This is a genomic window from Vibrio sp. J2-3(2022), from assembly GCF_021725735.1.
In the GTDB taxonomy this organism is placed as follows: domain Bacteria; phylum Pseudomonadota; class Gammaproteobacteria; order Enterobacterales; family Vibrionaceae; genus Vibrio; species Vibrio diabolicus.
The window spans coordinates 187,261-211,034 of record NZ_JAKKCK010000004.1 but is presented as its reverse complement, the minus strand read 5'-3'; the positions used below and the strand labels follow the sequence as shown (position 1 = coordinate 211,034).

The following is a 23,774-nucleotide window of genomic DNA, read 5'->3' as shown; positions in this document are numbered from 1 at the left end:
CCTGTAATTAACATCGATCTTAGATTTTTTTGGCAATGTCCGAAGTCAGTTCTTCCAACCCGACGGATAGTGCGTCGACAAGTGCTCCATAGCCTTCGTCCTGTAGAGGCTGAGAGATTTGTATTGGTGCACTCTTTTCTACCTTACCTTCAGCATTAATGAGTAACCATTCCCCCTCAATTTCGATATTGCCTTTGTAGCTACCATTAAATTTATTTAACGTAAGCTGTAGTTTGGCTTCACCATTTTGATCCAACAGGTTGTTCATTTCAGTCGGCCAGTAATGAGTCTGTTTGTGGCGTAGTTCTGTGACGACTCTCTGAGTGATTTGCTCGGAAATACTATGCGCCCATTGATTGTTTCTTGCCTGGATAACTTGAGTCTCAGAGGTTCGGTAAACGATACCACTGTCGTTTAAATAACTTGCCAGTTTTACTGGACGAACAACTAAAGTAGGGCGCTGTGAGATATCAGAAGAGCTCAGAGTCACTGGTTCCGCCTTAGGTAGAAGGTACAAAGCTCCTTTAGTTTCTGGAGTGCTACTGCAACCCGTTAGACCGACAAATAGCGCGATAGACAAAAAGAATACTCGTTTCATTAGTTTTGGCCTTTAACTGGGATTGGGTCACTGATTTCATCTTCTCCAAACACGAGAGAGTTTGGCTTTTCGTTTAGCTGTTTAAGTACGGGTTTAAATTCTGTCATCACGCTTTCTAGTTCTTTGAGCGTGGCTTCCATTTCATTGTACATGGTTGAGTTTGGTCCATAACCATCGAGTGTTTTTTGCAGCTGCTGCAAGCTTTGGCGAATATCTGTTGGGATCTCTTGCGTCTCTTTTTGATTTAAAAGTTTATCAATACTGTCCGCGACACGTTCTGCTGACGCCAACGTCTTTTCCGACGTTTTTAACGTTGAATTGAGAGAGTTAAGCGTTTCTTCCATTGGTAAGCTATTAATCTTATTTAGGAAGTCATTGACTTGGCGCTGGACTTGGGCAAAACCACCACGCATGGTTGGGAAAACATCTAAACCTTCAAATTCACTTGGAACGTACTGATCATCATTAGGGTAAAAGTCTGCATCAATATAAAGCGCGCCAGTTAACAAGTTACCAGTCTTTAAGGTGCCACGGAGACCGCGAGCAAACTCTTCCTTCAACTTCTCTTTGAACATAGATAAAGATTGGGATTCTAAATCTCCGTACACTCGACCGAGCTCAACGCGCACCAAAACAGGAATTTTTTTCGCAGAGAAGTTTTCTTCTGGTGTTGGTAAACGCATCGGTACTCTCGTTACGGTACCAATACGAAGACCGCGGTACTCAACAGGCGCATTCGCTTTTAAGCCACGTACCGATTCATCAAATAACATGACGAACTCAATGTAGTCATCGTACATGCCTTCTCTCAGCTGCTTAATATCATCGTATAAGCGGAAGTTAACCATGTCTTCTGTGAGTTGTTCACCGGACTCAAGACCTGGAACGGTATCGAAGGTAACGCCACCCGTTAGCATGCTCTCTAGCGAGCCAAACTTAACTTCGAACCCTTCGGCATTGAGCTGTAAATCAACACCAGAATTTAGCCAAAACTTCGTACGAGTGCGCACTAAGCTGTCATAAGGTTTGAAAATAAAGAGTTGATATAGCGCCTTGCGAGTATCAACATCAAAGCTGGTTTTCTCTACACGACCAACGGTAAAACCTTTATAAATAACCGGGTCACCAACACCTAGTTTGCCAGCTTCGCGGTGCGTTAACACAAGGCGCAGGCCTTCTGCATCAGGAGAAGCGACTGGTGGCACATCTAATACCGTAAAGTGCTCCTTTTCTACTTTAGATTTACCCGGCTGAAGTTGGATGTAAGCGCCAGAGAGCAAGGTCTCTAAACCTGAAACACCATCACGGCCAATACGAGGCTTCACCACCCAGAACATGGTGTCATCTCGCAGCATGCGCTTCGCGTCTTTATTCATTTGCGCCTTAGCGATGATGTGATCGTAGTTTTCACTGAGAGTAACTTCGGTAATCAGACCGACTTTAACATTCAATGCTCGGATCTCGGTTTTACCAACCTCAATCCCATCTGCGGTTGGCAGTTGGAGAGTAATTTGTGGGCCTGTACTGTTGATGTATTGGAACAGCATCCACGCTCCCATGGCTAGCGCAAGGATCGGGACAATCCAGATCGCAGAAATCTGCTTTTGCGGTTTTATTTGAGCGGTTACGTTGTTCTCATCACTCATATTTGGCTTTCTCGTTTAAGTTGTCAGAAATCGGCTCCTGCACTTCGTTTTGTGGCAACTGCCACAACAAACGTGAGTCAAATATCATTGCAGAAAGCATAGTGAAAATGACCACTGCCGCGAAAGAGAGCGCAGCAGGGCCTGGATAAATCGCCATTAAGTTTTGCAACTGAACCAGTGCAACTAAGATGGCAACGACAAAGATATCGATCATGGACCAACGACCAATAAACTCAGTTAAGCGGTATATCTTTAAGCGTGAAATACTTTCTTTGGGAGGAAGATATCGCGCTTTTTGCGCATTGTAATACAGCCACGCGAGTGCCAGCATTTTCGCCATTGGAATGAATACGCTAGCAAAGAAAATTACCATCGCAATAGGGTAAGAACCTAAATGCCAAAGCAGTATTACCCCTTCCATGATAGTCGAGCCTTCTGAATGTCCAAGGCTTACGGTATACATCATTGGATAAAGGTTCGCGGGAATATAGAAAATGACTGACGCAAACAAAAGCGCCCAAGCTTTTTGTAAATTATCTGCTGGGTTGTATTTATGAATAGGGCTTTTACAACGAATGCAGTATTGGTGCTTTTTCGCTTCAATTGGGTTGAGTTGATGACATGTATGGCAACCAATATGGTTGTGGTTATGGTGCGTATCGCCCTCATTTACATCGGGCAGCACGATGGCTGGAATGAAGTGTCCCCAGAGCCAGCTTTTGTCAACCATAGAAATACATTTAACTACCAGTACGGTATAAACGCAGAACGCCCAGAATGAAGTCCCCATTCCAATGTCTGCCAGAGAAGCGATTTTAATTAAGCTGACTAATACGCCAATCAAGAATACATCGACCATCAGCCAGGGTTCGACTCGAAACAGAAGGCGACATAAAACTTTCGCCATTCGTTGCTGTTTTTTGGATGGCGTATGTTTACGCGCTTTTAATGCTTCGAGATGAAGAAAGAGAATGAGACCGACATAGATAGCAGGCAATACGACGACCGTTGCGAGAAGCAACACACCTAAAAGTACATTTTGAAATTCAGCCAGCATTTTGGCTGCATGCAATAAGGTGATTTCTTGCGATAGCCCTTGCACACTGAACGACATAAAAGGAAAAGAGATGCTTAACACCAACATGATCAAACATGCCGATGAAATGGCGATCACGCTTTGATAGGGTTTAGCATTCACTTTTGTCAGAGAATGCGCGCATCGAGGACATTGAGCTTTTTGCCCTTGATCGATATCGGGAATACGAACAACAAGGCCGCACTCTTCGCATGAAATTAACTGACGGGAATTAGGTTGAATACTCATCGGGTAGGTTTTGGATTCATTTGTCCTAAGAATACTCTTTTTTCATTAGACACGCTTGTTTTGATTCAGGAGTTTACGAGTTTCTTACTTTTGGCACCATAGTATATGGAAGCTCTAAGATATAAACAAAGTCGCGTTTGGCGCATTATTTTACTGCGAAGATTGGTATGTTGGAAGCCGAAAACCACTTAACGTTGCTGGTTTGGAGAGGGTAAGTGAATTGCTTCAGGAGAGTAAAACAACCCTGCTCAGAGAACGTGAGCAGGGAGGTGGGAGCACTGGTATTTAAGATGAACGGTTGTTTTTTACTCGACGGTTCCGCTCTTGAAAGCATTCGATCCGACTTGCTTTCCATTAATTGTTTTTCCGTAATAGCCTTGATGTTGGTGATATCTCTCTGCGTTTGCGGCCACGTTGCCTTTAAATCGAGGATCTTGTGGGCGTTCGTGACTATTGATGTACGCAGCAACGTCCCAAGCTTCTTGCTCATTCAGCTGCACACTTTTTCCAAGTGGCATGTTCTCATAAATAAAATAGGCCGCTGTGTTAATGCGGTGCATACCTGCGCCCCAGTTATACGCAAATTCGCCCCAAAGCGGAGGAATGTATGAATGGCCGTCGGTGCTTTTTATGCCTGAACCGTCGGCGCGATGGCAAGCTTCGCAGTTCTTTTCGTAGACTAATGCCCCTCGCTCTAGTGATGGTTCTTGCTCAGGGGCGGCGATTTTTGGGTAACCACGTCCAGAGAGATTACCTCGCTCTTCAATTGGTAATGCTTGTGCAATGGCTTCGGGCAACGGGAAGTCTTTTGCTTTTCCACCAACTTGCAACGCTTTTGCGTCTAGCTCCGGAATGGGTTCATCCGTCATACCATGTTTGTCGAGCAAGCCACCCATTGCCAACCAATAAGCGTAAGCGCTGAGGGCAACAATTTCGGGTGAGTCGTAAGCGGGGGCTTTGCCGTTCATGGAGTATTCGAAGCAACCTTGAATACGGTCTGCGTAGCTGTTTACGCGATCGTTTTTCTTGCGATAAGCCGGGTAGGCCATGTAAGCCGCCCACAGCGGTGCTGCATTGGCTTTTCGTCCTGCTTCCATATGGCAGTTCACACAGTTTTGCTCATTGCCAACGTATTTACCGCGCATCTGTTGCGAGTTAACAAAGAGCGAGTAACCACGTTTTACTTGCTCACCAAATGCGGTGTTTGGAATTTTACTCAGATCGCGAGGCTGCAAATATTCACCGTGATTTTCTTTTTTCACAGCTGGCAGTTCAGTTTGACGATCCGGCAGTGGCTCGTTGGCCAAAGTAGCAGCAGAGATGAGAGGCAATGCGAACAAAGAATATAAACGTTTCATGTCTGCTCCTAGTAACGTAATGAGGCAAAGTAGTAGGAAAGGTTTTCAATCTCTTCGTCAGTGAGATTTTTCGCGATAGTACCCATCATATTGAGCGGGTCACCACTGCGAGTGTCGTTTTTCCATGCCATCAATTGCGTTTTTAAGTAATCAGCATGTTGGCTTGCGAGGCGAGGGAATTTGTCGACGCCCATTCCGCTGGCTCCATGACAAGTCGCGCAAGCTGGAATGTTTCTATCCCAATCACCTTGGAAGATTAATTTACGATACGGGTTACGAATGTCGGCTTGGTCGCCGCGTTGCTCTGGGTTAGTGAACTCGTAGCTTGGAAGGTTAGCAAAGTAATCCATGACTTCTTTACGAACGGCAGGATCGCTAAGCTCTTTCGCCATGCCTTGCATGACTACGTTTTGTCGTTCGCCACTAAGGAAGAGTTCGATTTGAGTGTTGAGATAATTCGCGTTCAGACCAGCAATCATAGGCGCAATGTTTGGTTGACCCATGCCATCTTGGCCGTGACAACCGCTGCACACGCTGGCTTTTTCAGGAATAGACGAGGCGCTTGCGCCCATTGTGGTTGCCAGCAAACAGGCCGTCACCACAGGTAGTATTTTTGACATGCTGACTCACTTTAATTGTTATTAATATCTCCAAGTGTCTACTGTGATAGTGACTTGGATGCTGTATTGTCGGCTTTGTCAATAACTAAAGGTATTGTGGATTTCCACATATTTAGAGGGTGTGAAGAGCTGCTAAATGACAGCTCTTCAGGTTTGGTTGTCTACTAAGCTTTGCGGATTTTGGCTGGTAATGATTGGCGAGCCGCGGCTCCTACCACCCAATCCAACAACACGCCTTTCCCTTCTCGGGTTGGGTCAATTAATCCGATGTCGTTAATGTTGACTCCATCTTGGCTGCGAGTTTTTACTGGTTGCTGTTTATCGCCGATCCAGTGCGAGCGTTGTCCTAGCTCGGTATGACCAAACCCATGTTCAAATCCGAGTGTGCCAGGGCGAATTCCGCTGACTATCATCGCAAGTGCTTTGGTGCTTGCAGATGGAGTCTCGATAACAAACTCATCACCCGTTTTAATGCCTGCGCGTTCGGCATCGATTGGATGGATGTACACTGGGTTTACGCCTTTTATCGAGTTCAACCTTGGCGATAGGTTGGACACCGCACTGTGAATGTTGGATTTAAAGTTAGTCAGGCTGAAAGGCCATTCTGAGCTTGGGAACTGTTCTTCCATTGGTGTGCCATCGGCCAGCTTTTGTGGATGCCATGTTGGGCAACCGGTGTAGAAATCACCGGTCATGGTGTTTCTTGCGCTGCCGACACGTTCATTCCATATCGCAACTGGTCGTGTCCATTTATGCTTCATTTGCTCACCTTGATACGCTTCGGTTGCATTTTCAAAGCGTCCGCCGCGAGCAAAAATAAACGCCACTCGTTTCATCTCATCCGCTGTTAGCGTTCTTTGCATCGCTGGCATTAAACGCTCTAAGCCTGACCATGCAATGTCTTCTGCCGAAACTTCAGGCACGCCGCCTTTCACATAAGCCAAGTTTGCCGCAGCTCGCAAATAGAAATCTTCGGCGCGATGGAGAGCGTGCCAGTTGCCTTGTGCATCTTGAATTGCATTGTCACCAAAACCGCCCAGCTGCATTTTCTTGGCGACATCAATCAAAAAGTTTTCTAAGCAAATCGAGCGACCGTCGGCGGTTTTCTCTGTTCGCGCTTCCACTATCGGCCAACGAGCGGTAACGGTTTTCACCGGAACATCGTGCCAAGGCGTTGCCATGCCCCAGCTTTCGTAAGTAACGGTGTCCGGCACAATGTAATCCGACAACGCGGTGGTTTCGTTAATGAATGCATCAACAGACACAATCAAACCGAGCTGCTTTGGATCTTTAAGCTTGTCTTCCAGCAGTGTTTTCAAACCGGGTACACCATACATCGGGTTCGCCATGTGGTTGATCCACGCTTTAACGCGATATGGATAACCATCAATAGCCGCAGACAGATGCTCCGTCAGCAGTGGCGCTGCAAACGGATACCAAGGCGCGCGAGTTGGGTAAGGGGATTCACCAGCCTCAACGCGACGTTTGTATTCGCTGGTTTTGTGGTATGGGAATTTACTGCGAGATAGAAACACGCCTTTTGGTCCGACCTTGCCTGCAAATTTGGTGAAGTCGTAACGAGGACCCGCAGCGGAAGTCGGGTAACCTCCCGCTTTTGCCATCGCGCCGCCTTTCATATTTATGTTACCAATCAACGCATTGAGCATCATGATGGTAAACGAGTTATAGAACCCATTGGTGTGCATGTTGCCACCGTGGGTATCGACCACCGCTTTTGTGCCATAGCTGGTGAAGCGTTTCGCTAGTTCTGCAATTTGCTCAACAGGGATGTCACATTGTTGGCTGTAGAACGCAAGGCTGTATTTGAACGCCTCTTCTTTGAGTCTTTGTAGAGACGATTTTACGCGCACTTCGCCCGATGCAAGCGAAACGGTTTTATCGACAAACAGTGCTGCTTCCTCAGCTTGGGTATGAACACCAAATTCGCCGCTTTGCTCATCCACGATGACGTACGGATCGGAGTTAGACAACGCTTCGCCCTCGAATGGCAGATTCAGATCCGACGCGCGTAAAAACGTGCCGTTTCTCGGGTGCTGCTCATCGCTTATCACGAGATGCGTAGCATTACACCAGTGCGCTGTGCCTGCACGTTTCATCGCATTCGCCCCCGGCTGCGCCAAGAAGGTTTTGTTGTAGCGTTGGTTTTCGATGATCCATTGGATCATGCCAAGCACGAGGGCAGAGTCGGTGCCCGGTTTGATTGGTACCCAGCGGTTGTTGTCACCGGCAGCCAAGCTCGATGAACCCGCAGGCAAACTTGGCGTGATGATGGTGTATTCCAAGCTACCTTTTGTTCGCGCATTGGCGAGTTGGCGCGCCTGACGCTTAAAAGGGTTGCCAGCTTGAGCTGGCGACATACCGATGAAGATGATGTATTCCGCATTATCAAAGTCTGGCTTTAAGTGTGCGTTCTTATCTAAATCGTTCATAAATGCGCCGCTACCAGCACGAAATGCGTAGCCACAATAAGAGCCATGATGCCCAAAGTTACGCGTACCAAAGCTGTTGAACGCGAAGCGTTTGAAGATGTCGTCTCGGCCTTCGTTACCAGCATTGGTCATTAACAGTTGATTGGCTTTCGGGCCATATTCTGGGTTTTCAGGATCTACGGGCGTTGTTAAATCGCGAATGTCGCGTAAGCCATCAACATGACCTTCACCAAATAAATCACCACCTTCAACGACTTCTTCTATCAATTGCTCGTAGCTGATCGGAATCCATTTTCCTTCGCCGCGTTTTCCAACACGTTTTAGCGGCTGAGTGATTCGGTACGGGCTGTTGCGAATTTCTAGCATCCCGTTTCCTCTTGCACAGGCGGTGGAGCGACCTTCAAGGCCTGCTTCTCCTGCCAAACTTAAATAAGCATCTTTGACTGGCGTTTCGAACGGAATGTGTTGCTGATGAGAGAGTGGGTGATATGGGTTGCCACTGATACGCAAAATCTCGTCATTACGGTTGTCAATGCGCACACGCAATCCGCACAGTGACCAACAACCAAAGCACATGGATGGCGCAACGCGCTGATTTGGATTCGGGATCAGGTTACCTTTGTTGTTGACCGTGTACTCTGGTTCAAGAGAATTACCATTGTGAATATCACGCGTTTTTTCTCCTGCTGTGCCTTCGATCGCACCCTCGACCATGTGTTTGGTGGTGGTGGCGTAACCTGCAGCGAATGCGCCAAGCCCACCCACTGCAATGCCTGATTTCAAAAACTGACGGCGTTTGTTATCCATGATGAAATCCTCTTTGATTAGCGTTCAGTTAAGGTGAGTGATGTTGGTGTCACTTCGGAGTTTCGCTTTGGCTGGATTAACTCTGAAGCGAGTAATGCCAGTGCAAGCCATAATCCGAGCATGCCGATAATGCCTATCCAGCCATTTCCATCCATAGTGAGTTGGTATGGATACAGCCCTGCATCGAACTTGGCGATGGTTTGCACTTCCATGATGGTGAACCAGCGGATCAGCCATGCGCTTGCCAGTGCGGCAGCAGACACAAAACTGAGTCCTATGACGTGACGAAATCTGGCTGATGCGGACTTTTGGGTATCGCGCAAGAAAATGAAAGCGAGCAAAACACAACCTAAAATGACAAAAGTGAGCAAGGCAATGTTGTGCATCCATTGTTCGCTAGAATAGAGCGAAAATGCGGAATTGTTGGATGCCCAAATAGGTAGGAGAATCAGCGTCAGAACGCCGCTCGTTACCAGTGACTTTTTGAGTAAATTGCTATCACCAGAAGTGAGGGATTTCGATTGGCTAGGCAGCAGTAACCAAATCAGCAGAGAAAATCCGACCGCGCCCATAAATGCAGTGACAAACCAAAGAACCGGCGACGCGGGTTGGTGCCACAACGAGCGCGATTTAACGACCGCAATTTCAGCGCCCGTGTAAACTGCAATAGTGATGCCTGATAGCACTGTGATGGCAGATACCATAAGCATCGCTCTACGAGAGAGCACCCACTCACCCAGTGATAGCTTTGAAATTAGAGGTAGTACTTTCCCTGGCTGATTACGTAAGTTGCTTAGATCCTGGCGGAGATACAGCCATGCAGTCACTACCGCTAAACCTGAGAAAACAGGCAAGAAAAGCGACCCTAAAGACATCCATGACCACGGCGTGATGTGCGCGTAAAAATGCCATGCGCGTCCCGGTTGGTGTAAATCACCAGTTAACGCTAATGGCCCCACGATGGCGCCGATGGCCAGCGTCAGCACAAGCGCAGCGCGCAGTCTGTGGCTGGTGTGTTTTTCAAATAATAGGGCGATTAGGAATAAAACAGCAGCAGCATAAGCCGAACCGATGTAGAAGAAATACTGTACCGCCCACGGGAGCCAAGCCATCGCTTGAGGTTGGACTAACACTTCGGTGATGTTCATGCGTGCTCTCCTTGTGGGTCATAAATAGCTGGCTGCCCGTCGATATGGCTGGTGAAGCGTTCATCCATGCCGATGTAAAACACGTGTGGCTTGGTCTCTTCATTGGGTTTTAGCACTTTGATGTCGTCTTGGTGCTTCGCAATTAAGCGGCGGACTTCACTTGATGGATCATTCAAATCACCAATTACACGTGCACCGCCAACACAGGTTTCCACGCAGGCAGGCAATAGACCTTGTTCTAGACGGTGAGCACAGAAGGTACATTTATCTGCGGTGAGGGTGTCCTCATTGATAAAACGCGCATCGTAAGGGCAGGCTTGTACACAATACGCACACGCTACGCAGCGACTGTTATCCACCATGACGATGCCATCTTCGCGCTGAAAGGTCGCTTGAACCGGACACACAGCCACGCAAGGTGGGTTTTCGCAGTGGTTACAAAGGCGAGGCAGCATAAAGGCCTTTGCTTCTCGCGTGGCTTTCGAACCGTCATCCAGTGTGACTTCGTATTGCTTTACGGTGGTCCGGAACTGGCCGATAGGCGCTTGGTTTTCAATGCTGCAACCCACGGTGCAAGCCTGGCAGCCGACGCACTTTCGTAAATCTATCACCATGGCATAACGCTTCCCGACTTGTCCTTTTCGGTCAGCGGACTGGTTATTTCGAATAATGTTTCCCGCAGTTGCCGTGCCAATGCCTGCGACTGGAATTAACGCGGCTCCGGCTGTGACCGCGCTGAGAAAGCGACGTTTGGTGGAATCCATAACTCACCTGCTTTTTTTGTTGTATTTGAATTGACTGATTCCATTGTGAGAAATGCACCGCGAGGCTTATATTGTGGATTTCCACATACCCAGATCAAACTTGATCTAAAACAAATGTGGTTTAGGGAAGGTAGCTGTTATTCTTGCTTCATTATTTTCGAAGGAACGATTCGACTCATCATGAACAAAACGCCACGGTTGCTTCAGTTTTGGATTCTTTGCTTGGTTGTCTCTGCATCTTTAGCTCAGGGCGCTGTTTCTGAACAAGCAGATCTGCAAGAGCAAAAGGCAGTGCAGCCAGAGGCCAAGCAGAAAGTCGAAGTGGGCGTGTTAGCGATACGTGGTCATCTTTATGCTGAGCAGAGATGGCAACCGACCATTGATTGGCTCAATCAGCAAATTTCTGATGTGCATTTTGTTCTTCATCCCCTTAACTTGGATGAAATGGGTGAAGCGGTGAAGTTTCAGACGATGGATTTCATCTTAACTAACCCAGGTCAGGCAGTGCGATTGGGTAGGCAATACGCGCTATCGTGGATGGCAACGCTAACCAGCCGAGCACCACAAAACTCGAATTACGGCATAGGTTCGGCACTGGTGGTTCGAGCCAATTCAAGTTATCAAACGGTGCAAGATGTCTCAGGACGTCCTGTTGCGGCTGTATCAGAAAAAGCCTTTGGCGGTTACTTAACGCTGCGTTACCAGATAGTCGAAATGGGTCTTAATCCTAACGATTTCTTTGCTGATGTCCGTTACCTCGGCTTTCCTATTGATGCCAACCTGTATCAATTGCGTGATGGCAATGTGGAAGCCGCTGTCGTCCCTGCTTGTTTATTGGAACAGATGCAAAATGAAGGTCTGTTACAGCAAGGGGATTTTCGAGTCCTAAATCAACAGCCAAATGAACATTCTTCGTGCGCTGTTTCTACGCCGTTATATCCAAATTGGTCATTTGCCAAAACAGAGCGCAGCTCAGCTCAGCTCGCCAAACAAATTGCGCAAGTGTTATTAGCGATGCCACCTGAACACCCTGCGGTTATTGCGGCAGGCGCGTCAGGTTGGACGTCACCCGTCAGCTTGCTGAGCATCGACAAACTTTATCAGGCGCTAGACCTCCATCCGTTGCAACAACCTTGGTGGAGTGAGGCTCTACGCTGGCTGCGTAGCCATCAAGAATGGGCGTGGGCACTGTTCATTTTTGTGATTGTATTGAACGCTTACCACTTCTGGCTTGAGTATCGTTTTAGCAAGAGCAAGCAGGCGTTGGAACAGACATCGTTACGTTTAAAAGAGAAAAGTGAACAGTTAGAGCATTCACAAAGAGTCGCGATTGTCGGTGAAATCGGCACTAGTCTTGCCCATGAACTCAATCAGCCATTGGCGGCCATTCGCAATTACAGTGAAGGCGGTTTACTTCGCTTGGCCAAAAAACGCCCTCATGAAGATATTGTCCCAGTGCTTGAGAAAATACAGGGGCAAGTTGAACGAGCCGATGCAATTATTCAGCGTTTAAGAACGTTGATCCGCAAGCGTAGTGTCGACAAAGCGCCGTGCGATCTTCAAGTTCTTATTGATGACACGATTGAGTTGCTCCATTTTCGAATGCAGAAGCAAAATATTTCGATTGTGACCAGTATAGAAGGGAACGTCCGTCCGGTACTTGTCGACGCTGTGGGCGTTCAACAGGTTTTAGTTAATGTGATCAGTAACGCGATTGATGCGTGTACTTTGTTCCAAGAGAAATATCACTCGTCAGGTTATCAAGGTAAAATTGCCCTGCATAGTGACTACCAAGTCAATCAACTTTCCATTCGAGTATTGGACAACGGCACAGGGTTGCAGCAAGAGAATCCGACTCAAGCGTTTGTGAGTAGCAAAGAAGAAGGGCTGGGGCTAGGGTTAGCCATTTGTCGTGATGTGATGGAAATGCATGGTGGCGAGTTTGTCATCAGCTCGACAGTACCACATGGTTGTTTGGTTGAGCTCGTGTTTCCATATCAAAACTAATCTGAACTAGGCATAGGAGCATTCAATGAGCAGCGGTGAAAAGCAGCTACCTGTTTTTGTAGTCGATGATGATGAATCGGTGCGTGACTCGCTCGCTTTTATGTTGGAAGAACATGACTTCAATGTCACCACTTTTGCTGATGGGCAGTCTTTCCTTGATGAGGTGGACGTTCAGCAAGCGGGGTGTATCATTCTTGATAGTCGAATGCCAAATCTTCGTGGTCAGCAAGTCCATCAAGTTTTAAATCAAGCCAACAGTCCCTTGGCCGTTATTTACCTGACCGGACATGGTGATGTCCCGATGGCGGTCGATGCATTACAAGCTGGCGCGGTCAATTTTTTCCAAAAGCCAGTCAAAGGAGATGAGTTGGCACAAGCCATTTTGCAGGGACAAGCGCAGTCGGCTGCAAACCTTGATATGGCGGCGGCAAAATCGGCGTATGAATCGCTCACTCCCCGAGAAAAAGACATTTTACGTTTGATCATTGCAGGCAAGCGCAACATTCGAATTGCTGATGAGCTTTGCATTGCAATGCGAACGGTTGAAGTACACCGCGCCAACCTATTGAAAAAGTTCTCAGCGAAAACCGTCGCAGAGTTGGCATATATTTATGGCAAGCTAGATTAGAGCTTAGTGAGTGACGCTTCTTAATGTTATTTTGTGGATACAACTTGAGCTTTATGACGACTCGCGTATTATCTTCTTCGTTCCTACTTTATCTGAATTCTTATGAGTTTATTGACTAAACGACATCACACACCACATAAACGGGTGAAATGGCTACTAGCGATTATTGGCTGGGTGGTTATCGTGTGTCTGATGCAAAATTCAGGTTTTGCATCATCATGCTCTATGAAGTACGAGACGGTATCGCCTGCTGTTTCACTTACTGATGAGGGGTCGAGCGTCAAGTCGATTGATGCTAACGAAACCAGCAAATGCGAATTGTCTGAAAAGCTAATTCAATTTTCTCAACATCAACTCGATACATTTATTGTTGTTCTGTTTGTCGGTCTTTTGGTGTCGGCAATTTGGTTGTGCAGTGCCTATATTGGTGCGCAACATTGGACGGAACCGATAGGCCGTAAGTATCGAGTCCATCTGACTTTCTGTGTATTCCAAGAATAAAAACGTGCTTTCTGACCAATAAAGTCAGCGATTTAGCACATTTGTTTTTATTATTAGGAATTACTATGAATCAAATTACCAAACTGACTCAGTTCGCGTCTATGTTCTTTATGACGCTGGCGTTGAGTTTGTTCTCTCTGAATATTTCAGCACAAACTACCGATACCGGTTGGATGACTAACCCGCAACATCCTCCAGTGCAAACGCGCTTTGTACTAACGGGTCAACAAGATCCGCAAGCCAAAACACTTACAGGTTATTTGGATGTCAAGTTAACCGGAGACTGGAAAACTTACTGGCGATCGCCGGGCGAGGGTGGTGTCGCGCCATCGATAGATTGGCAAAACTCGCAAAACCTGAGCAAGGTTGATTGGCAATGGCCATATCCGCAAAAGTTCGAGTTATTGGGCATTGAGACTCTCGGTTACAAAGGCGACACTTTGTTCCCAATGACGCTGCATATCGACGATATGTCGAAACCCGTCACGATTGATGCAGTGCTCACGCTTTCTTCCTGTACGACGATTTGTGTGCTGACGGACTACCAAATTCAATTGACGGTCTTACCTTCTGAGCTGAAAGTGGACGAAGACGTGATGTTCAGTTACGCCCAAGCGGTGAGTAATGTTCCTCAATCTTCGCCTTTTGTTGAGGTCACGCAAACAAATTGGGATGCGACTCAATCCAAATTACAAATCAAACTAAAGAACACGCAAGGTTGGCAAAATCCTCAAGTGTTGGTGGATGGTGTTGGTGATGCGATTCGTGACTACAGCTTCAAGTTGGATGGACTTCAGCAAGAAGGTGATATCGTCACAGCAAATTACTCGGTTGATACCTGGCTGGGTGAGGTAGAGCTTAATGAACAATCGTTATATGTTTCTATCAAAGATGATAACTTGCTGGTCGAAGAGGTAACACAAGCACAAGCAGGAGCGGTTACATCGTCACTGCCAACTACCTCTTTAGCGAGTATTTTCTTATTTGCACTGTTAGGCGGTTTGATTTTGAACATCATGCCGTGTGTGCTGCCTGTATTGGGGATGAAGCTCAGCAGTATTGTGGCTGCGCATGGTGTAGAGCGCCGTCAAATTCGTACCCAGTTTATCGCTTCTTCTCTGGGGATTCTCACTTCGTTCTGGCTGATAGCTGGATTCATTTTGGTGTTGAAGCTTACAGGTAACGCGATCGGTTGGGGCGTGCAGTTCCAAAGCCCTTGGTTCCTAGGATTGATGGTACTAGTCACTGCTTTGTTCGGTGCCAATATGTTGGGGTTATTTGAAATCCGTCTGTCATCGGGTACCAATACATGGCTCGCATCGAAAGGTGATAACTCTCTAGTGGGTCACTACGTTCAAGGTATGTTCGCTACTTTGCTTGCGACACCTTGCTCCGCACCGTTTTTAGGCACCGCCGTTGCTTTTGCCTTGGGCGCGGACGTATTAACGTTATTTGCTACCTTTACAGCATTAGCATTGGGCATGGCACTGCCTTGGATCTTAGTCGCTGTGTTTCCAAGTGTCGCGCTGAAACTACCTAAGCCCGGTCCATGGATGAATGTCGTTAAGATCGTGTTTGGAATAATGATGTTGGCAACCAGCGTTTGGCTGCTTTCATTAATGGCAAATCATGTTCCGATGTTATGGATTGCACTCATCGCTGTGGTTGCTTTTGTCGTCATGATGGCAAGAGTTAAGCGTGTGTATGGTGAGAAAGCACTTGCTGTATCGGGGACCGCATCGTTAGTGTTAATAGCTGGCGGCTTACTACTTGGCAGTGTCACTGCTGACCAATGGGCAACGCCACTTCCGGATGATCTAGCTTGGCAAAAGCTTTCTAATTCAGCGATTGAAGAGCACGTTAATAATGGGCGAGTGGTGTTTGTGGATGTGACTGCGGATTGGTGTGTCACGTGTAAAGCGAACAAGATCGGCGTGATCTGGCAAGATCCTGTCTACTCATTGCTGCAAAGCCCTAATGTGGCGACGTTAAAAGGGGATTGGACACATCCGGACGGCTCGGTAACGGACTTTTTACGAGCTCATGGGCGTTACGGTGTGCCGTTTAACATTGTCTATGGCCCGGCGGCGCCACAAGGTATCCCGTTACCTGTGATTCTTACTGATGATGTTGTTTTAAGCGCGGTGAAACAAGCGAGTGGGGGAGCCATTCAATGAGTTCGACAAAGCAGCGTAGAACATTCCGATATTGGCTCATTCAAATCGTACAGATGGTGCTCATTGTCACCGTTATTTCTATCGCGATGGATTGGTATCGCACCAAAGATATTCCTAAACAGGAGGCACCACCATTGAGCTCCGTATTGAGCGATGGTGAATATTTCGATGCAATCGCGCAAAGTCATGAACAACCTGTCGTTGTTTACTTTTGGGCGACTTGGTGTCCCGCTTGTAAATTTGTAAGCCCAAGCGTGAGCTGGCTGAGTGATGACTATGCCGTAGTTGGCGTTTCTGGCTCATCAGGACCGAATGAGCGCGTGGCGCAGTTTATGCAGGCAAAAGAATATCGTTTTGAAAACATAAACGATCCTTCAAGCGATATTATGCGTGAATGGAAAATTAGCGTGACTCCAACCATTTATATTTTAAGAAATGGTGAAGTGACCTCTATTACGACAGGCATCACAACGCCGATAGGAATATTGGCGAGAATTTGGTTGGCTCGATAACGAAATAAAAATCCGATATTCAAAATACTGAATATCGGATTTTTTCTTTTTATTTTCTCGCTCCAACGGGAATCATAATGTGTGCGTATGGCGTGCCTTTCCACATCACGTATGGGCCACCATAACTTGGATCGGTTGGTAGAGAGTCCAGCAACGCTTGGTCTGGCGTAATAATCATCAAGTGTGGTCCTTCCACAATCCATTGATTATCGTCCGTCATCCCTTCTGCAAATGGGTCGGTGTTACTGGCACCGCCATCACCCGCTAACATGTAAGAAATACCTAATGCTTTGGCTTGGAAAGGTTTTTTGTTCATCCAAGCGTCTGCCCATTCCATCCAAGGACCATCCATACACATTGGCGCTGTGCCTTCCAATTGAGGAGGCGTTGGGAAGCAAGTGTATTGGCTAGAACCTTCTTGCAGAACATTATTGTTCCAGTCCATCACTGTTACTTTATCGCGAATAGTCGGTGGTGCAGCACTCAGTGCATCTTCTAAAAGTGCTTTTGAATCATCGGCTGCGAATGCGCCAAAAGCGCAGCTGACCGAAACAACAGCAGTTAAATAATGAGTTAGTTTCATAAATTAAACCTCAAGTTAATACAACATGAGAATTTGAGCACTTTAATTATAGAATGATATTAAAAATAAGAATCATTATTTAAATGGAAAATAATAAGCGATAGGTTTGTTATGTTAATTTAAATATTGTTTTTATATACAGCGAATAGAATGATGGAAATAAGATTCGCTGAATAATCGAAGCAGATTATCAGGACATATTTTCTCTTTATGCACTTAAAAATCCCATCGGAATTACGGGCTAATACTTTTCAAAATTTCATCTATTTCTACTGGTTAGCGCTGAATAACCAGCCGGTTACGTTTCATAAAAAATTAGCCATTTAATAAGTGCTTAGGTGCGTATTGCGTGTTACATTCGAGCATCGTTCTGGTTATCAAGGAGGAAACGATGAACGTAGCAAAAATGTATGATGATGTGTCGGAGCGCTATCAAAAGTTGGTGGATGACAGCCATTACGTCGGCCCACGTTGGATTTCTGGGAAGTTAAAAAACCTTCCCATCGAGCAAGGCTCGGCTCTCGACCTAGCCTGTGCAACAGGCAGTATCGGTCATGTCGTAAAAAATCACTATCCAGATCTCACCATCCATGGCTTAGACATCTCGTCCAAAATGGTTGATAAAGCGCGCCAAACTAATCTCTATCAAAGCGTCGCGGTTCATAACCTTGATGAGCCATTTTCCCCTTTGTTTGAGCAAACCTTCGACCTTATCACCGCACTTGGTTTTACTGAGTTTCTAGCAGAGCCTCAACAACTGCTGGAGTGCATTTCGCGTAAGCTAACTGCGAATGGACGATGTTTTATCAGCTTTCAATACCACGATCCGGATGGACAAGATTTGCCTCGAAATACTTATAGTGGTTCGGTCGTGCATACGGCATATACCGAAAGTGAAGTTGAACAACTCTGTCAGCAGGCGGGGTTGGAAGTGGTTTCCTTAGAAAATGTGATTGGTTACGTATCTGGTGTTGGTTATGTGTGTCGATACTTGATGCTAGAGCTGAAAAAGTCACACCGCTGAAATAAGTAACAAACAAGGACTGTTTTTGAAAACACAAGATTTAACCGAGTTCGGGTCGGGCATTGAATACGATGCCCAATACGAGCAGCATTACCATTACGACATTGCTTTCATCACAAGGTTAATCGAAGAAACCAATGCTCGAAGTGTACTGGATGTCTGTTGTGGTTCCGGCATTGTCACGATTCCAGTCTCTGAGCAACTCAACGAAGCCATTGGCATTGATATTTCTGAAGGGATGCTCAAACACGCAAAGGACAAAGCCAAAAGTAGGAGTAACTTACGTTTTCTTCATCTCGACGCAACCCAGTTTTCGTTAGGTAAGAAGTTTGACCTAGCCATAATGACAGGGAATGCATTCCAAGCCTTTTTAAGTGACGACATGCTGGCAGGCGCACTGAGCTCAATATCAAAGCACCTAGAAAAAGGTGGGCGATTTGTCTTCGATACGCGGTTACCAACGCCAGAGAATCTAGAATTGGATCATGAGATGGCGCTGTGGCAAACCTATGTTTCTCCAACCTATGGTGAAGTGAATTATTTCGGTATGAAGGCCGAGTATGACTTGCAAACGTCCATCATGTATTTGAACAAAGAGCGCCATTTTGAAAGTGGAACGATTGAGCATTCCAGCATTGATTTAAAATATCGCCCGCTGGAAGACATAGAGGTTTTCCTTGAACAAGCGGGATTCAGAATTATAGAGAAGTACCAATCTTGGTCAGCGCAAGTATTTGAGGCGAATGCCAACTCGCTTGTCTGTGTGGCTGAGAAAATATAAACCAATGTTGAGGGATACAATGCAAGGGTTTCGAATTACTACATTGTTAGATGACATGGATTTAGGCGTTATCTACGAGTTCATTTCAAACAGTTATTGGGGAAAGGGCATTCCAAGAGAACGCCTTGAGAAGTCATTGCGCCATTCGTTCTGTTTCGCGGTTTTGGATGACGAAAATCAACTCGTCGCTTTTGCTCGGTTAATTACCGATCGCACCACGTTTGCGTATCTTGCCGATGTGTTTGTAGTGGAGGCACACCGTGGTAAAGGCATCAGTAAGTGGTTGATCTCAGAAATTGTTGCTCATCCAGAACTACAAGGCTTACGCCGTATGATGCTTGCAACCCGCGATGCTCATGGGTTGTACGAACAGTTTGGGTTCACTCCTATTGCTCCAGTAGAAAACTTCATGCAAATCTGGAAACCGAATGTTTATCAGAGCTAAATCATGATGAGAGTTGAAGCTCAACAAGTGGCAATCAGATACCTCAAAACAACAGACGCTGCACCCCTGTTTGAAAACTATTTAGGCGATGAGCAAGCATGTCGCTTCCTCCATCGCCAAGCCCACCAAAATTCAAATCAAACCCTTGAAGCTATCGAAAGATGGCGTGCTCAATATGATCAAAAGTCTCCCAATCTATTAGTCTTCACCATTGAAGAACTTACTTCTCAAACTCCTATAGGCTGTCTGGTGCTGATACCTGAGCAAGACAGCAGTGAAATCCATTTTGGTATTTCTGCTCGCTATCAGGGAAAAGGCTATGCAACCCAAGCCTGCAAACTTGGCGTTGTTTACCTGCAAAGCTTGGGTATAACGCGCATTCGCACTGCCCCGCATATTGGCAACCACGCGAGTATTCGTGTGTTGAAGAAATGTGGCTTTATCAGCCAAGGCATTTTAAAAGCGCATGCGGTTTTTCCTGCTCTAGGACGTGAGGCGCAAGACTGTATGGATATGCGATTGGAGGATACAGAACTGCGCCATTTTGCACATTGTTCAGAATAAAATAGGTGGCGGTTGAAATGAGCGGTTACAGAGCATGTTAGTCGCCATCGTAGACAGCGTCTTTGCTGAATGATTCGTCGAGATTTTTTAGTCTTTGATTGTCAGAGGCGACTGACAAAACCATACCAACTGTGACAACCATACCGCTATTAAAGCAGGATATTATTCCTTCAACTTTGTGTTTTAGGAGTAGTCATTAGACTACCCAATAATTGTTGGAATAAATAATGACGAAACGTTGGCTTGTCTCCGCTGTGAGCATTGCGCTGCTCGGCGGTGGTACGTATTTCTATCTCCAATCTGCCGCTCAACCAGAATTGCTGCCTACATTGATTGTGGAAAAAGGCACGATTGAAAAACAAGCTGTGGCTGTTGGTAAAATTGTCCCTGCACACTCTGTGTCTATCAAGTCACAAATTGACGGTATCGTCGGTGAAATTTACGCGAAAGTTGGTGAAAAGGTGAAGCAAGGCCAGCCGCTGATCAAAGTGCGTCCAAACCCAACCCCCCAAGCATTAACGGATGCATCGGCAGAACTCATGCGTAGCGAAGCCGATCTGGAATCCGCCAAACAAAAACTGTCCAACTTAGAAAGCTTGGTCAAGCAGGACATTATTCCAAGTAACTACGACGAATACGTAAGTGCGCGCTCGGCAGTCAAATCTGCGCAAGCGGACGTATTGCAAAAGCGCCAGAATCTCGAACTCATCCGCAGTGGTGAGGCGTCTATCGGTGATGCACGTTTAACGTCGACGATCTACGCGCCAATTGATGGCACGGTACTCAACCAGAAAGTTGAGGTCGGAGAGCCGATCATCTCGACTCAATCAAGCCAAGCAGCGACTGAAATGATGTCATTGGCCGACATGAACAGTCTGATTTTTAAAGGTAGCGTCAGTGAGCATGATGCTGCGCAGTTGTCTCCGGGAATGCCCGTTATGTTGACGGTGGCGCCTTATCCTGATGTGGCGATTTCTGGTGTGCTAACCAAAGTGGCGATTCAATCTGAGAACCTCAACTCACCAGAGGGCAATGCTTCGGTAAAAAGTTTTGATAACGGTTTTGAGGTTGAAGTGGGAGAACTCAAGATCCCACAAGATGTGTTGCTTCGTTCTGGTTTTTCATCGACGGCTCAAATCATTCTGAAGAAGTCTGAAAATGTGCTCACTCTACCGGAGCGCGCTCTGCAATTTGATGGTGACGCACCGAATGTTCTGATCCCCGACAGCTCAGAACAAGGGTTTCATAAACAACCTGTGAAACTCGGTCTGTCAGATGGCATCAATGTCGAAGTGCTTGATGGCGTGGAGCTTGATGAAGAGGTCATCGACAACAGCATGATGGGAGCGACGCATGGTTAAGCTGCAACGATCAAAAATCGCCTTTGCATTGTTGGCTGCCACGCTCAGTTTGCCGACCTACGCAATTTCTATTGAACAAGCTTGGCAACAAGCAAAGCAGAACGATCCAAATTACGAAAAAGCGAAAATCGGCGTCCAGCTTGGCGAGGTTGGCGTACAGAGTAACCGCAGTGCGTTATTGCCGGGCTTAAGTGCCAGTGCGTCAGCGGATTGGAATGAGTCTTCAAGCCATTCCAACAGTTACGGCGCTACCTTATCTCAAACTATTTGGGATAGCAGTTTGTGGTCGGAACTGGATCAAGCGAATGCCAATTATCTCAAAGCACAGTTAGAGCTATCTCAATCGCATAACGAGCTTGCGCAGAAGTTGCTCACCGCTTACCTAGATGTGGCAAGCGCACAGGGCGACCTCAAATTGGCGCAGTCCAAGCTGGAGGAGGGGAAGGAACTTCTCAACATCATCGAGAAACGCTATCGAGCAGGCAAAGTGAAGTCGGTTGATGTCGAAGAGATGCGAGCGAATCAAGTCTCTGAGCAAGCAAGTATCCTCAATGCAAAAGCCGATCTCGAAGTGAAAAAAGCAGAGCTTGCGGCGTTAATTAATCAAATGCCGGAGAGTGTCGACCAAATTCGAACGGATTCTTTAATTCAGCCTCCGATGCTGGTGGACTCTCAGGAGCAATGGCTAAAGCTGGCGAAAGACAGTAGTCCAGAGCTGTTGGTAGCGGCGCAGATGGTGAAAGCGAGCGAGTTCGCGAAAGATTCAGCTAAAGGTGGATACTACCCAACCGTCAAAGGCAGTGTGGGCTACAGCGATGGTGACAATCGTTCAAACGGCGAGTTTAACGCTGGGATTAGTTTGAGTTTGCCGATTGACCTCAATGGTGCAGTGCGAGCGAAAGTGGACGAAGCATCGTTGAACATTTTAAGTGCCAAGCAAGATATGCGTAGAGTGGAAATTGATATTCAGAAACGAGTTATTCAGCAGTTTACGCAGGTCGATATCAACTGGAATCAAGTTTTGATAGCGAACGAGCTGGTTGAGTCGCGCGCCAGAGTGTTGCAAAGCAAAGAGAAACTTTACGACGCTGGTCTGCTTGAAGTGTCGGAAGTTATCAGCGCACACAACAGCTTGTTTGAGGCGAAAAACAGTCTGCAAACCAACTTGTACAGCTACTGGCGTAAGAGAATCGGCTTACTGCAAACCGCAGGGAAACTCGATGACGATACCATGGCGTTGATCTCTCGGGCTTTTCATTCATGAGCAGTCTATTGCAACAAACTTGGCAAACGTTGATGGCGCATCGCATGAAGAGCGTGCTAGCCATTATCGCGATTGCTTGGGGCGTGATCTCTGTGGTGGTGTTAATCGCACTTGGCGAAGGCTTTTATCGCCATCAGACCCAGTCGTTTTCATTTATGATCAACAATGTGCAAGTGGTGTTTCCGTCGAGTACCAGTAAACCGTGGCAAGGGTTAGCTTCAAGACGACAAATTGATATTCCACAAGAAAAAGTCGACATGATCAAACAGTCAGGCTTCGTGCAACAGGCGTCAAGCGTTTACGCCAAATGGGATGCGAATATCACCAATCTCAAAGGACAGAACTTATCGAGTACGGTCAGCGGTATTGATACGTCTTACTTTCCTTTAATACAACGCAAGCTGCAATCCGGTTCGAGAAACCTGTCACCAAGTGATATGAAAAACCACACTCGCGTGGCAGTGTTAGGCGATCAAATTGCGCAAATGGGCGGAATCCAAATCGGGGATAGGCTCAAAGTCAACGGCATTCCGTTTTTGGTGATTGGGATAACCGTTGGTGAGGACACTGGCATTTCATTCGGCGATAGCCGCACGGTTTTCATTCCTCAAACAACGTACCGCGATTTGTGGGATGCGAAACCTTGGATGGTATTGATGAAGCCGAGAGACGGGATGGATGCACCGTCGTTTCGACAAAATATCGTGAACTTTTTCGCCAAGCAGCTTCATTTTGACCCAAGTGATAAAGATGCGGTCGAATTACCCGATTTTAGTGAAGGTGCGGCGGTCATCAGTGGAATTTTGCGTGGCATTCAGACTTTTCTCGGAGCGAGCGGCGCGATGACCATGGCGGTCGGTGCGCTTGGCGTTGCCAACATCATGTTTTTATCTGTCACGGAGCGCACGCGTGAAATCGGTGTGCGTTTGGCGATCGGGGCGACTCAAAAATCCATACTCAGTCAGTTTATTCTTGAAGGGCTTATTTTGGTAGCCGTGGGCACGGCATTAGGTCTGATGTTTTCGTATGCAGTGGTATCTGTCCTAAGCAGCATGGCATTACCGGAATGGATTGGTTTGCCTGTGATCACGCCAGATTCCATTGCTTGGTCTTTACTTGTGACGCTTATCTTGGCATTGATGGCATCGTATTTCCCAGCAAGGCGAGCATCGCGTCTCACGCCAGTCATTGCTTTGAGTGCGAGGGCTTAGT

At 46.7% G+C, this 23,774-nt stretch carries 21 protein-coding genes; 12 read left to right on the top strand and 9 right to left on the bottom strand.

The window, feature by feature from the left end; translation table 11 throughout:
* Positions 1 to 19: 19 nt before the first annotated feature.
* From L3V27_RS16080 to dsrO, 8 genes are all read right to left on the bottom strand, one after another.
* On the bottom strand, positions 20 to 598 hold the full coding sequence (locus L3V27_RS16080) for an ABC-type transport auxiliary lipoprotein family protein (RefSeq protein ID WP_048625750.1): 579 nt from the start codon (positions 596 to 598) through the stop codon (positions 20 to 22).
* On the bottom strand, positions 598 to 2,244 hold the full coding sequence (pqiB, locus tag L3V27_RS16075) for an intermembrane transport protein PqiB (RefSeq protein WP_047010030.1): 1,647 nt from the start codon (positions 2,242 to 2,244) through the stop codon (positions 598 to 600). Before pqiB ends, L3V27_RS16080 begins: the two co-directional genes overlap by 1 nt.
* Positions 2,237 to 3,568 (bottom strand): paraquat-inducible protein A, encoded by a 1,332-nt coding sequence (locus L3V27_RS16070; RefSeq protein ID WP_046874435.1) that lies wholly within the window; start codon positions 3,566 to 3,568, stop codon positions 2,237 to 2,239. The genes pqiB and L3V27_RS16070 overlap by 8 nt, the downstream gene beginning before the upstream one ends.
* 305 nt (positions 3,569 to 3,873) lie before the next feature.
* On the bottom strand, positions 3,874 to 4,926 hold the full coding sequence (locus L3V27_RS16065; RefSeq protein ID WP_237312324.1) for a c-type cytochrome: 1,053 nt from the start codon (positions 4,924 to 4,926) through the stop codon (positions 3,874 to 3,876).
* Positions 4,927 to 4,934: 8 nt separating this feature from the next.
* Positions 4,935 to 5,546 (bottom strand): c-type cytochrome, encoded by a 612-nt coding sequence (locus L3V27_RS16060; RefSeq protein WP_005397098.1) that lies wholly within the window; start codon positions 5,544 to 5,546, stop codon positions 4,935 to 4,937.
* A 164-nt stretch (positions 5,547 to 5,710) separates the two neighbouring features.
* A complete protein-coding gene (locus L3V27_RS16055) occupies positions 5,711 to 8,803 on the bottom strand; it encodes a tetrathionate reductase subunit A (RefSeq protein WP_237312321.1) in 3,093 nt (1,030 codons plus the stop codon).
* 17 nt (positions 8,804 to 8,820) lie between these two features.
* A complete protein-coding gene (gene nrfD, locus L3V27_RS16050) occupies positions 8,821 to 9,951 on the bottom strand; it encodes an NrfD/PsrC family molybdoenzyme membrane anchor subunit (protein ID WP_134647397.1) in 1,131 nt (376 codons plus the stop codon).
* Positions 9,948 to 10,715, bottom strand: a complete 768-nt coding sequence (gene dsrO, locus L3V27_RS16045) for a sulfate reduction electron transfer complex DsrMKJOP subunit DsrO (RefSeq protein ID WP_150919115.1) — start codon at positions 10,713 to 10,715, stop codon at positions 9,948 to 9,950. Before dsrO ends, nrfD begins: the two co-directional genes overlap by 4 nt.
* Positions 10,716 to 10,895: 180 nt before the next feature.
* Here dsrO and L3V27_RS16040 point away from each other — a divergent pair, with 180 nt between their 5' ends.
* The 5 genes from L3V27_RS16040 (at position 10,896) to L3V27_RS16020 (ending at position 16,540) form a co-directional block, all read left to right on the top strand.
* Positions 10,896 to 12,722, top strand: a complete 1,827-nt coding sequence (locus L3V27_RS16040) for a sensor histidine kinase (protein ID WP_237312319.1) — start codon at positions 10,896 to 10,898, stop codon at positions 12,720 to 12,722.
* A 25-nt stretch (positions 12,723 to 12,747) separates the two neighbouring features.
* Entirely contained in the window at positions 12,748 to 13,350 is a 603-nt protein-coding gene (locus L3V27_RS16035; RefSeq protein WP_237312318.1) for a response regulator, read from the top strand.
* Between the two features lie 102 nt (positions 13,351 to 13,452).
* Positions 13,453 to 13,851 carry a hypothetical protein gene (locus tag L3V27_RS16030; RefSeq protein ID WP_237312316.1) on the top strand — a complete coding sequence of 133 codons (399 nt, stop codon included), beginning with the start codon at positions 13,453 to 13,455 and terminating at the stop codon, positions 13,849 to 13,851.
* Between the two features lie 65 nt (positions 13,852 to 13,916).
* Entirely contained in the window at positions 13,917 to 16,028 is a 2,112-nt protein-coding gene (locus tag L3V27_RS16025) for a protein-disulfide reductase DsbD domain-containing protein (protein WP_237312314.1), read from the top strand.
* Positions 16,025 to 16,540, top strand: coding sequence for a protein disulfide oxidoreductase (locus L3V27_RS16020; RefSeq protein ID WP_104975007.1), 516 nt, complete (start codon positions 16,025 to 16,027; stop codon positions 16,538 to 16,540). The genes L3V27_RS16025 and L3V27_RS16020 overlap by 4 nt, the downstream gene beginning before the upstream one ends.
* A gap of 49 nt (positions 16,541 to 16,589) precedes the next feature.
* Here the strand turns inward: L3V27_RS16020 and L3V27_RS16015 are convergent, their stop codons facing one another.
* Complete coding sequence (locus L3V27_RS16015; RefSeq protein WP_237312312.1) at positions 16,590 to 17,123, bottom strand: hypothetical protein; 534 nt, start codon at positions 17,121 to 17,123, stop codon at positions 16,590 to 16,592.
* Positions 17,124 to 17,514: 391 nt separating this feature from the next.
* Here L3V27_RS16015 and L3V27_RS16010 point away from each other — a divergent pair, with 391 nt between their 5' ends.
* The 7 genes from L3V27_RS16010 to L3V27_RS15980 all read left to right on the top strand — a co-directional run bounded on the left by L3V27_RS16010 (position 17,515) and on the right by L3V27_RS15980 (position 23,773).
* On the top strand, positions 17,515 to 18,147 hold the full coding sequence (locus L3V27_RS16010; RefSeq protein WP_045588044.1) for a class I SAM-dependent methyltransferase: 633 nt from the start codon (positions 17,515 to 17,517) through the stop codon (positions 18,145 to 18,147).
* A gap of 25 nt (positions 18,148 to 18,172) precedes the next feature.
* The gene (locus L3V27_RS16005) at positions 18,173 to 18,928 is read left to right on the top strand and encodes a class I SAM-dependent methyltransferase (protein WP_017448386.1); all 756 of its coding nucleotides are present in this window, start codon (positions 18,173 to 18,175) and stop codon (positions 18,926 to 18,928) included.
* A 19-nt stretch (positions 18,929 to 18,947) separates the two neighbouring features.
* A complete protein-coding gene (locus L3V27_RS16000; RefSeq protein WP_005481688.1) occupies positions 18,948 to 19,373 on the top strand; it encodes a GNAT family N-acetyltransferase in 426 nt (141 codons plus the stop codon).
* Positions 19,374 to 19,376: 3 nt separating this feature from the next.
* On the top strand, positions 19,377 to 19,937 hold the full coding sequence (locus L3V27_RS15995) for a GNAT family protein (protein ID WP_237312310.1): 561 nt from the start codon (positions 19,377 to 19,379) through the stop codon (positions 19,935 to 19,937).
* A gap of 227 nt (positions 19,938 to 20,164) precedes the next feature.
* On the top strand, positions 20,165 to 21,298 hold the full coding sequence (locus tag L3V27_RS15990; protein WP_237312308.1) for an efflux RND transporter periplasmic adaptor subunit: 1,134 nt from the start codon (positions 20,165 to 20,167) through the stop codon (positions 21,296 to 21,298).
* On the top strand, positions 21,291 to 22,562 hold the full coding sequence (locus L3V27_RS15985; protein WP_193259273.1) for a TolC family protein: 1,272 nt from the start codon (positions 21,291 to 21,293) through the stop codon (positions 22,560 to 22,562). The genes L3V27_RS15990 and L3V27_RS15985 overlap by 8 nt, the downstream gene beginning before the upstream one ends.
* A complete protein-coding gene (locus tag L3V27_RS15980) occupies positions 22,559 to 23,773 on the top strand; it encodes an ABC transporter permease (protein WP_237312307.1) in 1,215 nt (404 codons plus the stop codon). Before L3V27_RS15985 ends, L3V27_RS15980 begins: the two co-directional genes overlap by 4 nt.
* The last annotated feature ends 1 nt before the right edge of the window (position 23,774 follow it).